We start from the raw sequence: 13,907 nt of genomic DNA, 5'->3' as shown, positions 1-13,907 counted from the left end.
GATTGCTGCAATGCGCGTTCCTCATGTCGCCGAAAAGAACCTCGTTTCCCAAGCAGGACATCCGCGTTCTGTTGCTGGAAGGCATCAGCCAGACCGCCGTGGACGTGTTCCGCGCCGCCGGTTATTCGCAGATCGAACTGCACGCCAAGTCGTTGCCGGAAGACGAACTCAAGGCGCGCATCGCCGACGCGCACATCGTCGGCATCCGCTCGCGTACGCAGTTGAGCGCCGAGGTGCTGGCGCATGCCAAGCGGTTGATTGCGGTGGGTTGCTTCTGCATCGGCACCAATCAGGTCGATCTGGATGCGGTCGAACTGGCCGGCATTCCGGTGTTCAATGCGCCCTACTCAAACACCCGCAGCGTGGCCGAACTGGTCATCGCCGAGGCGATTCTGTTGCTGCGTGGCATCCCGCAGAAGAATGCGCAGTGCCATCGCGGCGGATGGTCGAAGTCGGCCGCCGGCAGCCATGAAACGCGCGGCAAAGTGCTCGGCATCGTCGGTTACGGACACATCGGCACCCAGGTCGGCGTGCTGGCCGAATCGTTGGGAATGCAGGTGATCTTCCACGACATCGAAACCAAGCTGTCGCTGGGCAACGCACGCGCGGCGATCGACCTGGACGATCTGCTGGCACGCTCGGACGTGGTGACCCTGCACGTGCCCGAAACGCCGTCGACCAAGGACATGATCGGCGCGGCGGAAATCGCGCGCATGAAGCACGGTGCGCATCTGATCAACGCCTCGCGCGGCACCGTCATCGACATCGACGCGCTGGATGCGGCGCTGACCTCGGGCCAGATCGGCGGCGCGGCGGTGGACGTGTTCCCAATCGAACCCAAGGGCAACGGAGATGCATTCGAATCGCCGTTGACCGCGCACGACAACGTGATCCTGACCCCGCACGTGGGCGGCAGCACGTTGGAGGCGCAGGACAATATCGGTGTCGAAGTGGCCGCCAAGTTGGTGCGTTACAGCGACAATGGCAGCACCTTGTCGGCGGTGAATTTCCCCGAGGTCACCCTGCCCGAGCACCCCGACAGCCTGCGCTTGCTGCATATCCATCGCAACGTGCCGGGCGTGCTGTCGCAGATCAACGAATTGTTCTCGCGCCATAATGTCAACATCGACGGCCAGTTCCTGCGCACCGACCCCAAGGTTGGCTACGTGGTGATCGACATCAGCGCCAGCGAGGCGCAAGCCATTGCATTGAAACAAGCGCTGGCGTTGATCAAGGGAACGTTGCGGACGCGGATTTTGTTTTGAATTCGAATCCCTTTTCCTGCGGGGACATTGTCCCCCTCATGGGGGAGAAGAAGGTAGAGGCGCATCGAGAATTCCAGTCGCCCATACCCTCACCCCAGCCCCCTCCCCGCACAAGAGGGGTTGGGGCATTCAGCACGTTTTGCTCAATCCAGCTGCTTGACACCCACGCCCAACCCACTTCTCCGCCATGCGCCGGATTGATGGATCCAGCGCTGGCTCTGCGAGTAAATCGGCGATCGGGCGCCAGGCCAACGCCAGCGATTCCTCGCTGACTTCGAACGCCTCGTTATCACCGGCCACCACAACATAGCGCGCGTCGTAATGCCAGTGCCCGGCCACCTCGCCACGCACTGGAATCCAGTGGCGGTCCAAATCGAAGAGGTCCGCATCGAGCAGGCGCAAGCCGTTCAAGCCTGATTCTTCTTCCGCTTCGCGCAACGCGACCTGCGCCAGATCGCGGTCGCCGTCGGCGTGTCCGCCCGGTTGCAGCCAGCGTTGCAGCTTACGGTGATGGGTCAGCAGCGTGCGTGTACCGTCGGCGCTGACCAGCCATGCCGATCCGGTGAAATGCCCTTCGACACGCTCGCGCACGAACGGATCGGTGGCATCGTCCAGCAGCTGCGCGAACTGCTCGGCGAGCGGGGCCTCGTCTGGCCAGCGCACGCGGTAGGCCGCCAATTGCTGCTGCAGAGTTGCATCCGCCATCTGTCGTTCCCGGTCGCTCGTCGTAGGACGGCGGCCATTATCGCCATTCATGCTGCGTACGTGCTTGTCGTGAGCGTGTAGCTTTGGCAAGGTAGGCCGCTTGCCTGTCCTACCGGGATGCGGCGCACTACCTTGGTCCGGGCGCCAGCGCCTTGGCGTTGTCATTTAGGGATATATAGAATGTTGAAGTCTCTGTTGAGGGTCAAACCGATCGAACCCGCTGGACATGTCGATGCGGGCGAACCGGTCGAAGGCAGCCTGCAAGGCGAGGCCACGCTGCAACGGACCCTTACCGCCAAACACCTGATCATGCTCGGCATCGGCGCGGTAATCGGCGCCGGTATCTTCGTCCTGACCGGCCAGGCCGCTGCCAACCATGCAGGCCCGGCAGTGATGCTCTCATTCGTGTTTGCCGGCGTGGCCTGCGCCTTCGCCGGCCTGTGCTATGCAGAATTCGCGGCGATGATGCCGGTCTCCGGCAGTGCCTATTCGTATTCATACGCCACGCTCGGCGAAGGCATCGCCTGGTTCATCGGCTGGTGCTTGGTGCTGGAATACCTATTCGCCGGCTCCAGCGTCGCAGTCGGTTGGTCCGCATATCTGATCAGCTTCCTGACCGGCACGCTCGGATTTGCGTTCCCGGCGGAGCTGGCGGGTGCGCCGTTGGACTGGGACGGCCATGGCTTTGTCAGCTCCGGCAATATCGTCAACCTGCCGGCCGTACTGATCGTCGCTGCGGTGAGCATGCTGTGCTACATCGGCCTCACCCAGTCGGCGTTCGCCAATGCAATTGTGGTGGCGATCAAGGTGGTGGTGATTTGCCTGTTCGTCGGCTTCGGCATTGCCTACATCGACCCGGCGAATTGGCACCCCTTCATCCCGGAGAACACCGGGCCGGGCCAGTTCGGCTGGAGCGGGGTGTTTCGCGCGGCCTCCATCGTGTTCTTCTCGTATATCGGCTTCGACGCGGTGTCTACCTCCGCCGGTGAGACCAAGGATCCGCAGAAGAACATGCCGATCGGCATCCTGGTGTCTCTGGCGGTGTGCACCGTCATCTATATCATCGTCTGCGCGGTGTTGACCGGATTGCTGCCTTACACCCAGCTCGGCACCGCCAAACCGGTGGCCACTGCGCTGGAAGCCCACCCACAACTGATCTGGTTGAAGACCGCGGTGGAAATCGGCGCGATCGCCGGGCTGTCCTCGGTGGTGCTGGTGATGCTGATGGCGCAGCCACGCATCTTCTACACCATGGCCAAGGATGGGTTGATGCCCGCACTGTTCGGCAAGGTGCACCCCAAGTTCCACACGCCCTACGTCGGCACGATCTTTGTGGGCGCGGTCGCGGCGCTGCTGGCCGGGGTGATTCCGTTGAACGTGCTGGGCGAACTGGTGTCGATGGGCACTCTGCTCGCCTTCGCCACCGTCTGTGCCGGCGTGATGGTGCTGCGCTTCACCAAGCCGGATCTGCCACGTCCGTTCCGGGTGCCGCTGGCGATGCTGATCTGCCCGCTTGGTGCATTGGCCTGTGTGTTCCTGTTCTTCCAGGCGTTCCAGGAGCACTGGAAGGTGTTCGTGGGCTGGACCGTGATCGGTCTGTTTATCTATTTCGGCTACGGCATCCGCCACAGCCGTCTGGCAAAGGCCTGAGTCTTCCAAGACCGGCGTTCGCGCCGGTCTTCTCGTTCAATGATCGCGCGCAGCGCCAGGCCGGAACCGCTCCATGTTCAAACAACTGTGGACCACCAAGCACCCGCACGCCAGTCATGAGGCGGCCGATGAGCTGGGCCTGCAACGGGCGCTAGGGCCATGGGGACTGACCGCCCTCGGCATCGGCGCAGTGATCGGCGGCGGCATCTTCGTCATCACCGGTCAGGCCGCAGCCGACCATGCCGGGCCGGCGATCATGCTCTCGTTCGTGCTCGCCGCGGTGTGCTGCGCGTTCTGCGCGATGGCCTACGCCGAATTCGCCGCGATGGTGCCGGTGTCTGGCAGCGCCTACACCTATACATATGCCACCTTCGGCGAACTGGCGGCGTGGTTCATCGGCTGGATGCTGGTGCTCGAATACGGCGTCTCGGCGTCCGCAGTGGCGGTCAGCTGGACCGGCTATTTCCTCAGCCTGCTCGAACACCTCGGCATCCACTTGCCGGCCGCATTGGTCAGCGCTCCGTTGGACGGTAAGCTGCAGCGCACCGGCGCGATAGCCAACCTGCCCGCTGCCGGCATCGTATTGCTGCTGACCTGGCTGTGTTATTTGGGCATCCGCAAGTCGTCGGCGATGAACATGGCCATGGTGATCCTCAAGACCGGACTGATTTTGCTGGTGATCGGGGTGGGCTGGAAGTATGTGGACACCGCCAATTGGCACCCCTTCATCCCGGCCAACAAAGGCCCAGGCAAGTACGGCATGGAAGGCGTGCTGCGCGGCGCGGCGATGGTGTTCTTCGCCTACATCGGTTTCGAGGCGGTGTCGGTGGCGGCGCAGGAATCGCATCGCCCGCAGCGCGATCTGCCGATCGGCATGGCTCTGTCGCTGCTCATCTGCACTGTGCTCTACATCGCGATGGCCGCAGTGATGACCGGCCTGGTGCCCTACACCTTGCTTGGCACCGACGAGCCGGTGGTGACCGCCGTGGCGGCGCATCCGCAACTGGCCTGGTTGCGCGTGATCGTGGAAGTGGGTGCATTGATCGGGTTGTCGTCGGTGGTGCTGGTGATGATCATCGGGCAGCCGCGCATCTTCATGATCATCGCGCGCGATGGCTTGCTGCCGTCGATCTTCACTCGCGTCCACCCCAAGTACCGCACCCCGCATATCAATACCGTCGTCACCGGCATCGGCATCGCCTTGCTGGCGGCGGTGTTCCCGTTGGATGTGCTGGGCGAGCTGACCTCGATGGGCACGCTGATCGCCTTCGCGGCAGTGTGCGCTGGCGTGCTGATCCTGCGCCGCACCCACCCGGAACTGCCGCGTCCGTTCCGCATGCCGGTGGCCTGGCTGATCTGCAGCGCCGGCGTGTCGAGCTGCCTGGCATTGCTGTCGGCGATGACCCTGCACAACTGGATGCTGATGGGCCTGTGGACGCTGGTCGGGCTGGTGATCTATTTCGGTTACGGCTATCGCCACAGCCGCCTGCGCGACGGTTGCTGAGCACGCGCGTGGCAGAGAACACAACCCACTGCGCCGCGCCTGACCGTCATCGAGTGGGGCAGTAGAATAGGCCCATGAACGCGACCACTGCCCCCCTGCCCTATAGCACCACGCGTCTGCACGAGTTGGCGCAGTTGCTGATCGGCAACATCCGCGAGCTTGCCCAGGCCGGCTGGACGCCTGCCACCAGTAGCAATTTTTCCCATCGTCTGGACGAACAGCACGCCGCGATCACCGTGTCCGGTCGCGACAAGGGTCGTCTGGTCGAAGAAGACATCATGGTGGTGGACTTCGATGGCCTGGCCGTCGGTCGCCTGTTGCGGCCGTCCGCAGAAACGCTGCTGCATACCCAGTTGTATCGCCGGTTCCCGGAGATCGGCTGCGTGCTGCACACGCACTCGCCAGTGCAGACCATCGCTTCGCGCCTGTATGCCGGCAACGGCGTGATCCGGCTGGAAGGCTATGAACTGTTGAAAGCCTTTGAAGGCAACACCACCCATGAGACTGCGGTGGAGGTGCCGGTGTTCGCCAACACCCAGGACATGCAGGTGCTGGCCGCGCAGGTCGAGACCTTGCTGGACAAACAGAGCATGTGGGGGTATCTCATCGAAGGACATGGTCTGTATGCCTGGGGCCGCAACATGGCCGAGGCACGCCGTCACCTTGAGGCCTTCGAATTCGTGCTGCATTGCGAACTCGAGCTGCTGAAACTGCGCAGCACGCGCTGAGTACCGCCCGACCCCATTCGTGAGCCAGACCGCCATGAGCCGACTGCGTATCTTTGCCGACACCAATCCCACCACGCCGGAATTCGATAGCCGCGATGGCGATCAGATCGCCGCCGAGCTGGTCAAGATCGGCGTGACCTTCGAACGCTGGCAGGCCAATCAGCCGATCGAACCGGGTGCCACGCCCGAGCAGGTGATGGCTGCCTACCGGAACGACATCGAGCGCTTGAGCGCCGAGCGCGGTCTGAAGACCGTGGATGTGGTCAGCATTGCTCCGGATAACCCCAAGCGCGAAGAGATGCGTGCCAAGTTCCTTGACGAGCACTTCCACAAGGAAGACGAAGTGCGCTTCTTCGTCGCCGGCTCGGGCCAGTTTACGCTGCACGTGGACGACAAGGTCTATGAGATCGAATGCGTCAAGGACGATCTGATTGCCGTGCCCGACAGCACCCTGCACTGGTTCGACATGGGGCCGGAACCGCACTTCGTGGCGATCCGTTTCTTCACAGAGCCGGACGGCTGGGTCGGCCACTTCACCGGCACCGAAATCGCCCGACAATTCCCCCGCTACGCCCCCGAGAAACCTCACAAGGCCAGCTGACGATGACACGACCGCAAGCGATCCTCACCGATATCGAAGGTACGACCAGCAGCATCTCGTTCGTCAAGGACGTGTTGTTCCCGTATGCGCGTCGCGCCATGCCGGCATACGTGCGCGAGCACGGCAGCCACCCGCAGGTGCGGCACTGGCTCAACCAGGTAGCCGACGAGATCGGCGAGGACGTGCCGGACGAAATCTTGATCAGCACGCTGCAGACCTGGATCGACGAAGATCGCAAGCACACTGCGCTCAAGGCGCTGCAGGGGCTGATCTGGGCAGACGGCTACAAAACTGCCGACTTCACCGCGCATATCTACGCCGATGCCGCGATCCAGTTGCAGGCCTGGCACGCCCAAGGCATTCCGCTGTACGTGTACTCATCCGGCTCGGTGCCAGCGCAGAAGCTGTTCTTCGCGCATAGCGATGCAGGCGATCTGAGCGGGCTGATCACCGACTGGTTCGATACCGAGGTCGGCCCCAAGCGCGAGAGCGCCAGCTACCGCCGCATCGCCGAGCGCATTGGTGTGCCGGGGCCCGAGATTCTGTTTCTGTCGGATGTGATCGAAGAACTCGACGCGGCCAAGCGCGCCGGCATGCGCACCGCACTGCTGGACCGGCTGGAGGACTACCCCACTCCCCGTTCGGCGGACGATGTCGGCAGTCATCAGCGCGTGGAGAGCTTTGCCCAGTTGGCGCTGTAAGGCAAGAAAGCGTCGCCGATATGACAGCGGCGCCTGCTCCAGGTTGTTGCTTTCTGCAAGCCCTGCCGCGTATGGGCATACACGCCAAGATCGAAGATGCGTTCCACCTGGCAGACGCCAACATGTGCCGTGATGGCAGACCAACGCAGCGACATGGCATGCGGCTCATCCGGTCAATGATATTTATGGAAGACACAATGCAACTCGGGCTGGTTGCAATGATCGAGCTGCTGCGCTCCCCCTGCATTTTTCAGCCTTCGGCGTTCTTCATGTCGCTTCATTCCAGATTCGGACCAAATGCTTTGCTGCGGCGACTCTTGCTGCTGATCGTCATCGCTGCGCTGATAGCCGGCTGTCATCCGGATGCCGGCGCCGCGCTGCCGATCAAAGCAGCTGCGAGCCAGGATGAAGTCGATCCGGCCGATCAGGTCGCGCTCGCGCAAGCAATCGAAGCGCTGCAGCCGCAACGTCCAGGCGTCACCGATCTGTACGTGGTTGGCTTTGCCGGTGATGCCAGCGACGATGTATTCCGTAACGAGACGCTCTACCTCAAGCAGCTGTTCGAACAACGCTTCGATGCACGTGGCCGCGTGATCACACTGGTCAACAACCCGGACAATCTCGGCGAGCAACCGTACGCGCCGCTGGCGACTTACGACAATCTCTACGACACGCTCACCGCGATCGGCAAGCGCATGGACCGCAAAGAAGACGCGTTGCTGCTGTTCGTCACCACGCACGGCACCGAAGACCACACGCTGTACGTGCAGGTGGACCAGAACGAAGAAGATTTCATCAGCCCGCAAGATCTGCGCAAGGCGCTGCAAGATGCCGGCATCGGCAATCGCATCATCGTGTTGTCTGCCTGCTATTCGGGTGGCTTCATCCCCGCGCTGCGCTCGCCGGATACGCTGATCCTCACCGCTGCGCGCGCCGATCGGCCATCGTTCGGCTGCGGCAACACCTCTAACGCAACCTACTTTGGCAAGGCGTGGTTGGTCGATGCCATGAATGAGAGCGATGACCCGTTAGCCGCGTTCGACATCGCCAAGGCAGCGATCACCGCGCGCGAAAAACACGACGGCGAACTGCCCTCGTTGCCGCAGCAATCTCTCGGCAAGCGCATTACGCATTTGTTGGCACGCTGGCGCGCCGGGCTACATATGGGTCCTGCGGTTGCCTATCCGTATCCGGCGGTGGACGCGGATCCTGATGCGGATTCAGAAGTTGAGCTGAAAGCCAACGCGGGTGATGGGCCAGCGGACGATTCGACACGCGCAAGAGTGCCGACGCCAGCGAATTCGGCATCTATGCCCTCCTCTTTGCCTGGGTCCTTCAGACCCTGACAGCGGAAACTAGCTGAGACTAATTCTTATTTCTTCAGCGCTGGCGCGGCATCGCTATACTCGCGCAGCCAGCAAACATCACCTCAGCCAGCACCGATCCCCGCCAGCGCGCCACCGCCAGCCAGTCCGGATCCCAAAATGCCTCCCCTGTGGAGGCGTTTGTGTGTCTGGTAATAAGGTTTATGCAGCGTACCCGAGACGCGGACAATCCAACCCGGCGATGCCGCACCCACGCCGATGCCAGCCGCTTGGCCGACGAGCTGCAGGCCACTATCGAAGGCAGGAAGAACCTTATTAGATGCTCATAAGCGGCGCCTGCTGAGCATCTTGCTGTTGGTTTCGCGTCAATTCCTGCTGTCGTGTCTGCGTTTGTTCCTGGGCGATGGCTTGGTTGGCCGCTTGTAGCTTTGCATCCGATACTTCCAAAGGCATATGAATTGCCTGGTCGGTAGAGATGACTGCGCGCTTGTGCATTGGGTCGTCGATGTGCCCTTCGATCGCGACGAGGTTGCCTTTCTTACCCATCAATACGTGATCCACGCGTTGCAGCGCGTTCGCAGCCAGTGAGATATTGCCAGCGTCTGGGTAGCGCTCGCGATTGTCCTTGCATGCCGCCAGCAGGCAGCGGCTGACGCGCTCGCTCATGGCGTCATACGGTTTGCCCACGCTCTCATCGATCTTGGCTACGCCTTCGCAGATCTGCTTCAACATGGCGTGATCGGAATGATCCGGATTCTGCGGGCCCGAAGCTTGCGGTCTTGCCGGCGCGCTATGGCCGCGTGTCTCTGTGTCTTCCTGAGCTTTTTTCGTAGAGGCGCCTGCGTTGTCATGATCTTGCATACGCGGCGCAGTGACATGGATTGTGTCCAGCGTTGTGATCGGTACGGCGGCAGCCTGGAATGTCGGTTGTGCGGTCGCACGCTGACCAGCAGCGGTCTGTGCAGCATAGGTTCGGTCAAGCTCCTGCTTTAGATTTCCTTTGGCCTGGCTGTCCCAGAGCATTCCGTCGTGCGTCCATTGACCGTCCTCGTTGCGCTCGTAGAGATCACCGTCCGAGGCAACGATGCGCCCCGGGTGTTTCAGTGCGTCTTGGACTGCGGCAGGCAGCTCGGCGTGACGCGTCCAGCCGTTCTGCTCGTACGCATCCTTGTAATGCGCGGCCATCGCCGCTGGCGTCTGCATTGCGTTCTGCTTGATGATTTGCTGCGAGGCTTCATCGAGTTGCAAGGCGCGCTGGGGGTTCGCCGTTTCGGTGTGCGTGCTCATTGTGCGATCGATCAGCCCATCAGCCACCTGGCGCGTCCACTTCTGCGTACCCGGGTTGTGTACCCACGGCGCCTCGCGCAGGCTTCGGGTGTCGTGCGCGTTGGCGGGTTGGGTATAGGATCTTTGTTTTGTGGTGGCGAGCCCAGTGCCAGCTCGATGGACGTACGGGATGCTTTGAACGTCAGTAAATCGGCGACTTCCGGCGTGGCAACTTCGGTAAGTGTCTTGTAGAGCGGCATGCCGGCTTCGCCGAAGGCCACAGCGGCTGGATCGACTTCGCCAGTGCTGACGTCTCGCGCCCACCGCGCTCCGGTTTGATGAGTTTCAAGGCGCCACGTGTTGCCTTGGGCGTCTTGTTGGTGGGAAATCCGGTGATCGTTGATGGCATCGGCAAGTTTGTCGCCACCCACTGCGCCAACGATGCCGCCAATCGCACCTGTGACCAGCAAGCCTGGGCCAGACTCCACGCCTAGCGCTGCGCCCATGGTGCCGCCAAGCGCGGCTCCACCGGCCGCGCCCAGATTGCGTGTGGCGTAGCGAGTGACCTGTGCATCGGCCGCGGTGCTATTGCCCTGCGCGTCGAGTCGTTGGGTGTTTTTTGTGGTGAGGCCCAGGTCGTACACCGCCGCCGCTGCACCCACCACACCTAGCCCACGGACTGTGCCGGGAGCGAGCCTGCGTGATGCCGCTGCTTCCGCGGTAAGCGCTGTTTCCGCAATGCTCGCGGCTGGCGCATCGAGCCCGGTCGGCGCACGGACCATGTCCGATGCACTGAGTTCTGCTGAGGGCCGGAAGTGTGTTTCCTGTAATTCAAAGCTTCCAGCGAACTCACGTGAGAACGTGACATTCTTGATTTTCGTCGCGATGCTCTCGGGCGTTACAAAGATGCCTTTTGGCGCAGTCTGGATAAAGTGCGTTTGTACTTCCGGCAGCACAGCGCCTGCGCCACCTTGCGCGTACAGCGCCTGCAACTTGGGAATCGGTTGCCCACCCAGCGAAGTGACGTTGGGGTTGTTCAGCACAGCCGGCACTTCAACCTGGCCGAAGACACGTTCGAGGTTGGCAACGGAAGCAACGACTTTGATATCGCCGCGCAGTGAGCTTGCGAACTCGTGGGAGGCTTCGCCCCAGAGGCATTTTGATAAGGAGGTGGGGTTCTGCGATGGGACCGCCGGGTCGCCGAACAAGAACGAAGCAGCAGACTCCCTGGCCATCTTCGGAGGCAATCCCTGCGACCTGAAAATCTCGGAAGCCTTATCCTCGATGGCGGTCCGGGCTTCCATGAGAAAATTGGCGCGCGGCGTATCGTTGATGATGGGAAGTCCAGTCCTGTCAGAAAGCTCAACCGCCATGACTTCAGACGAGACATTCCAGACCCAACGACTGTAAAGAATTCCACCCTGATCAACCGACTTTGCCGAAAACGACCTCGCTATTTGAGATATTTCATCCAGAGATTCTGCTTTCTCTATCAGAGAGATCGAGGCGGCGTGGTCGCTCATTGTTGAACTCCGGGTTGATCGTTGCGCTTGGTCAGCGCCCAGTTCTCATTAAAAATTACCTTTCCCGTGAAGATCGCCCCTCCACTTTCACTGATGATCAGCGGCTTTTTCGTAAAGGTAGTTCCAGCCTGTATTAGTTGGATGACGATAGTCTTTATGGACTCAAGCTCGTCATCGGTGAAGGGACGGACTGACCAGGCGGTAATTGGCATCCCAACCTGAAGCTCTACCGAAAATCCAAAGGAGACAACCGCTACGTCATAATGGGTTTGGTCTGGAAGCCAATCATTCTTTAGCTCTCCAAAATACTCCCTGCCATCGATTTCAATGGCGAAGGTTTCGTGACCAAGCTCGTCAGCACCCCGGATACCCCCCGAAAAACGCGCCCGACCTGCTGGCAAATTTATCCATTCAAATGTCGATGACATCTTAATCTCTTTCTTGTTGGATTCAGGTTGTATGGCCTGCCGCTCCAATCTCCGGAAGACCAGGGCGCCCGCGACGCTGGCCAGACACACTGCATGCCGACAAGGCCTACGACATCCAACGGTGTCGCACCGTTCTCAAGCAGCGCGGCATCCTTGCACGGATCGCACGCAAGGGCACCGAACGTAACGACAGGTTGGGACGTCATCGCTGGGTCGTGGAGCGCACACATGCCTGGTTCGCTGGCATGGGCAAACTGCGCATTCGCTTCGAACGCCGCATCGATACCCACATGGCGTTGCTATCGCTTGCTTGCTCGATCATCTGCTTACGGCTTCTTCCTGAGTTTTGTTAGCGGCTCTAAGCCAGTAATTGCTCGTACGACTGCACACGTATACGTAGGCGAATGAGAGATGCCAGGACATCGCAAAGGCAAACAAGAGCGTGAGGGCCAGCCTATGCGCGCCGGGCTTCACCGGAAGGACACATACCCCACGCGCATGCAAGCCCACCATCAAGGATCGGCACGCTGCAAGCGATACACCGTGCGTGCGTTGTACTGCCCGTTGGGCAACCAAGCGCGCACCTCGACAGTGTGCTTGCCGACACTGAGCGTTGTCGGCAAAGCGCCACGCCACAGATGCGTGGACGGCGTGGCCTCCGGCGAGCGGTCATAGCCGCGCAATTGCTCGGCCGCATCATCGCGCACATTCTCGGCAAGCAGACGCGGGTCGGCGCGCTCCACCCGCGTCATCGGCTGCCAGGAGCCATTGTCGATACGCATCTCAACCACAGTGCCGTCCTGGCCCATGAACACATTGGCGTAGATGCCCCACGCAGCATACGCACCCTGACGCAGCACCTTGGGCGCGTGCAGCAACAGTTGCGCATCATCTGCCGCACGCGCAGCGTGATACGCCAACGTATAATCGCCGCTCGGCGCGACCTGCAACACCGCGTAGCCATTGGGCGTGCCGTCGCTCATCGTCGCATCGGGAATGCCCGCCGCATCCTTGGCGCCCGACCAGAACGCGCCGCAGACCGCGCCCACGCTGTATTCGTGCAACGGGCGCGCGCCCTGCCAGCCTTCGTCCGCGCCGTGATCCACCTGCCTCTGCGTATGGCTGTGCCCACTGAGCACTAGCGCATGCGGGAACTCTTTCAGCAATGCAAACAGGCGGCTGCGATCGGCATGCCGGAAGGTTTCCTGCCCCGGCGCTGCATCGAACAGCGGAATATGCATCCCCAATACCAGCAGCCGATCGCGCGGCAGCTGCGCCAGATACGCCTGCAAGAACACGAATTGATCCTCGCGCAGGCCACCGACATAGGCTGGTTTGCCGCCTGGCGTGTAGATCACATCGTCCAGGAACACGAAGCTGGCATTGGCCTCTTCCACCGCATAGGTGTCCGGGCCATAGATCGCGCGCCAGCTGTCTAACGAATGCGCATCGTCGCCCGCATCGAAATTGAGATCGTGATTGCCCGGCACATGGAACCACGGCACTCCCAACTGCGTGGTGACCTTGTTCAACGCCGGATACAGGCTCAGATCGTCGCTGACGACATCGCCCAGCGTGGTGCCCAGCTTCGCCGAGATCTTACCGACGATCGGCGCCACGATGTCGCGCTGGTAGTAGCCCACATCAGTGAGGCTGGCGGTCTGGCTGTCGGCGAACACCAGCATCTGGAAGCCGTCAGCCGCGGCGCCGGCACGCACGGTCAGCGCGAAATCCCAGTGATGCGTGTTACGACCGGTCGCAGCGATTCCTCTGTAGTTGCGTTTGGCCGAACCGCTTGGCGCGTAGTGGCGCCAAAACCCGGGCAAGCCATCGGCGGCAGGCACAAAACTGCGGTCGCCCGGCTTGATCACGAATACCGTCTGCCCGTCGCGCACCGGCAAGCGGTAGCGGCCTTGCGCATCGGTGCGCACCAATTGCTCGCCGTTGGAAACCGTCACATCGGCAATGCCGGGCTCATCGGCGCTGCGTCCGGCACGCCCGTCGCGCTCTTCGTAGACGATGCCATTGACCACGGCGTCGCTTGCGCGTGCGCTTCCCGCGAGCAAGCCCAGTACCAGAAGAGCGAAGCGAAGCTGCATACGTTTTTTCCCCTGCGCAAGATCAGCGGAAATTGTAACCGTACTGGCAAGCCGCACGGCGCAGGCCTGGAAACGGAAAGACGTAGACACATAACAACGACACATCGTTGCA

The 13,907-nt window shown here is 61.5% G+C and carries 11 protein-coding genes and 2 pseudogenes; 8 read left to right on the top strand and 5 right to left on the bottom strand.

Going from position 1 to position 13,907, the window contains the following annotated elements:
* Positions 1–23: 23 nt before the first annotated feature.
* The gene (gene serA / locus J5I97_RS08030; protein ID WP_208590985.1) at positions 24–1,265 is read left to right on the top strand and encodes a phosphoglycerate dehydrogenase; all 1,242 of its coding nucleotides are present in this window, start codon (positions 24–26) and stop codon (positions 1,263–1,265) included.
* 129 nt (positions 1,266–1,394) lie between these two features.
* Here the strand turns inward: serA and J5I97_RS08025 are convergent, their stop codons facing one another.
* Positions 1,395–1,970: an NUDIX hydrolase gene (locus J5I97_RS08025; RefSeq protein ID WP_208590983.1), complete on the bottom strand. Its 576-nt coding sequence runs from the start codon at positions 1,968–1,970 to the stop codon at positions 1,395–1,397.
* Positions 1,971–2,150: 180 nt separating this feature from the next.
* Between J5I97_RS08025 and J5I97_RS08020 the strand changes: the two genes are divergently transcribed.
* The 6 genes from J5I97_RS08020 to J5I97_RS07995 all read left to right on the top strand — a co-directional run bounded on the left by J5I97_RS08020 (position 2,151) and on the right by J5I97_RS07995 (position 8,500).
* Positions 2,151–3,620: an amino acid permease gene (locus J5I97_RS08020; RefSeq protein WP_208590981.1), complete on the top strand. Its 1,470-nt coding sequence runs from the start codon at positions 2,151–2,153 to the stop codon at positions 3,618–3,620.
* Between the two features lie 73 nt (positions 3,621–3,693).
* The gene (locus J5I97_RS08015; protein ID WP_208590979.1) at positions 3,694–5,124 is read left to right on the top strand and encodes an amino acid permease; all 1,431 of its coding nucleotides are present in this window, start codon (positions 3,694–3,696) and stop codon (positions 5,122–5,124) included.
* Positions 5,125–5,198: 74 nt separating this feature from the next.
* The gene (locus J5I97_RS08010) at positions 5,199–5,852 is read left to right on the top strand and encodes a methylthioribulose 1-phosphate dehydratase (protein ID WP_208590977.1); all 654 of its coding nucleotides are present in this window, start codon (positions 5,199–5,201) and stop codon (positions 5,850–5,852) included.
* Positions 5,853–5,886: 34 nt separating this feature from the next.
* On the top strand, positions 5,887–6,453 hold the full coding sequence (locus J5I97_RS08005) for a 1,2-dihydroxy-3-keto-5-methylthiopentene dioxygenase (RefSeq protein ID WP_208590975.1): 567 nt from the start codon (positions 5,887–5,889) through the stop codon (positions 6,451–6,453).
* Between the two features lie 2 nt (positions 6,454–6,455).
* The gene (gene mtnC, locus J5I97_RS08000) at positions 6,456–7,154 is read left to right on the top strand and encodes an acireductone synthase (RefSeq protein ID WP_208590967.1); all 699 of its coding nucleotides are present in this window, start codon (positions 6,456–6,458) and stop codon (positions 7,152–7,154) included.
* A 269-nt stretch (positions 7,155–7,423) separates the two neighbouring features.
* Entirely contained in the window at positions 7,424–8,500 is a 1,077-nt protein-coding gene (locus J5I97_RS07995) for a C13 family peptidase (protein ID WP_208590965.1), read from the top strand.
* A 294-nt stretch (positions 8,501–8,794) separates the two neighbouring features.
* Here J5I97_RS07995 and J5I97_RS19885 read toward each other — a convergent pair.
* From J5I97_RS19885 to J5I97_RS07980, 3 genes and pseudogenes are all read right to left on the bottom strand, one after another.
* Positions 8,795–9,271 (bottom strand): annotated as a pseudogene (locus J5I97_RS19885) (XVIPCD domain-containing protein); the annotation flags it as partial.
* A gap of 506 nt (positions 9,272–9,777) precedes the next feature.
* Positions 9,778–11,268, bottom strand: coding sequence for a hypothetical protein (locus J5I97_RS07985; protein WP_208590960.1), 1,491 nt, complete (start codon positions 11,266–11,268; stop codon positions 9,778–9,780).
* Positions 11,265–11,696 (bottom strand): hypothetical protein, encoded by a 432-nt coding sequence (locus J5I97_RS07980; RefSeq protein WP_208590953.1) that lies wholly within the window; start codon positions 11,694–11,696, stop codon positions 11,265–11,267. Before J5I97_RS07980 ends, J5I97_RS07985 begins: the two co-directional genes overlap by 4 nt.
* Positions 11,697–11,740: 44 nt before the next feature.
* Here J5I97_RS07980 and J5I97_RS07975 point away from each other — a divergent pair.
* A pseudogene (locus J5I97_RS07975) lies at positions 11,741–12,049 on the top strand (transposase); the annotation flags it as partial.
* Positions 12,050–12,208: 159 nt separating this feature from the next.
* Here the strand turns inward: J5I97_RS07975 and J5I97_RS07970 are convergent.
* Positions 12,209–13,795 carry a calcineurin-like phosphoesterase C-terminal domain-containing protein gene (locus J5I97_RS07970; RefSeq protein WP_208590951.1) on the bottom strand — a complete coding sequence of 529 codons (1,587 nt, stop codon included), beginning with the start codon at positions 13,793–13,795 and terminating at the stop codon, positions 12,209–12,211.
* Positions 13,796–13,907: the final 112 nt, after the last annotated feature.

This window comes from Xanthomonas fragariae (genome assembly GCF_017603965.1).
Lineage (GTDB): Bacteria > Pseudomonadota > Gammaproteobacteria > Xanthomonadales > Xanthomonadaceae > Xanthomonas > Xanthomonas fragariae_A.
This window is presented reverse-complemented; position numbering and strand designations above follow the sequence as displayed.

What these genes read in the sequence shown, in the direction of transcription:
- serA (WP_208590985.1), top strand. Translation starts at nt 24, where the DNA reads ATGTCGCCGAAAAGAACCTCGTTTCCCAAGCAGGACATCCGCGTTCTG.
- J5I97_RS08025 (WP_208590983.1), bottom strand. Translation starts at nt 1,970, where the DNA reads ATGGCGGATGCAACTCTGCAGCAGCAATTGGCGGCCTACCGCGTGCGC.
- J5I97_RS08020 (WP_208590981.1), top strand. Translation starts at nt 2,151, where the DNA reads ATGTTGAAGTCTCTGTTGAGGGTCAAACCGATCGAACCCGCTGGACAT.
- J5I97_RS08015 (WP_208590979.1), top strand. Translation starts at nt 3,694, where the DNA reads ATGTTCAAACAACTGTGGACCACCAAGCACCCGCACGCCAGTCATGAG.
- J5I97_RS08010 (WP_208590977.1), top strand. Translation starts at nt 5,199, where the DNA reads ATGAACGCGACCACTGCCCCCCTGCCCTATAGCACCACGCGTCTGCAC.
- J5I97_RS08005 (WP_208590975.1), top strand. Translation starts at nt 5,887, where the DNA reads ATGAGCCGACTGCGTATCTTTGCCGACACCAATCCCACCACGCCGGAA.
- mtnC (WP_208590967.1), top strand. Translation starts at nt 6,456, where the DNA reads ATGACACGACCGCAAGCGATCCTCACCGATATCGAAGGTACGACCAGC.
- J5I97_RS07995 (WP_208590965.1), top strand. Translation starts at nt 7,424, where the DNA reads ATGTCGCTTCATTCCAGATTCGGACCAAATGCTTTGCTGCGGCGACTC.
- J5I97_RS07985 (WP_208590960.1), bottom strand. Translation starts at nt 11,268, where the DNA reads ATGAGCGACCACGCCGCCTCGATCTCTCTGATAGAGAAAGCAGAATCT.
- J5I97_RS07980 (WP_208590953.1), bottom strand. Translation starts at nt 11,696, where the DNA reads ATGTCATCGACATTTGAATGGATAAATTTGCCAGCAGGTCGGGCGCGT.
- J5I97_RS07970 (WP_208590951.1), bottom strand. Translation starts at nt 13,795, where the DNA reads ATGCAGCTTCGCTTCGCTCTTCTGGTACTGGGCTTGCTCGCGGGAAGC.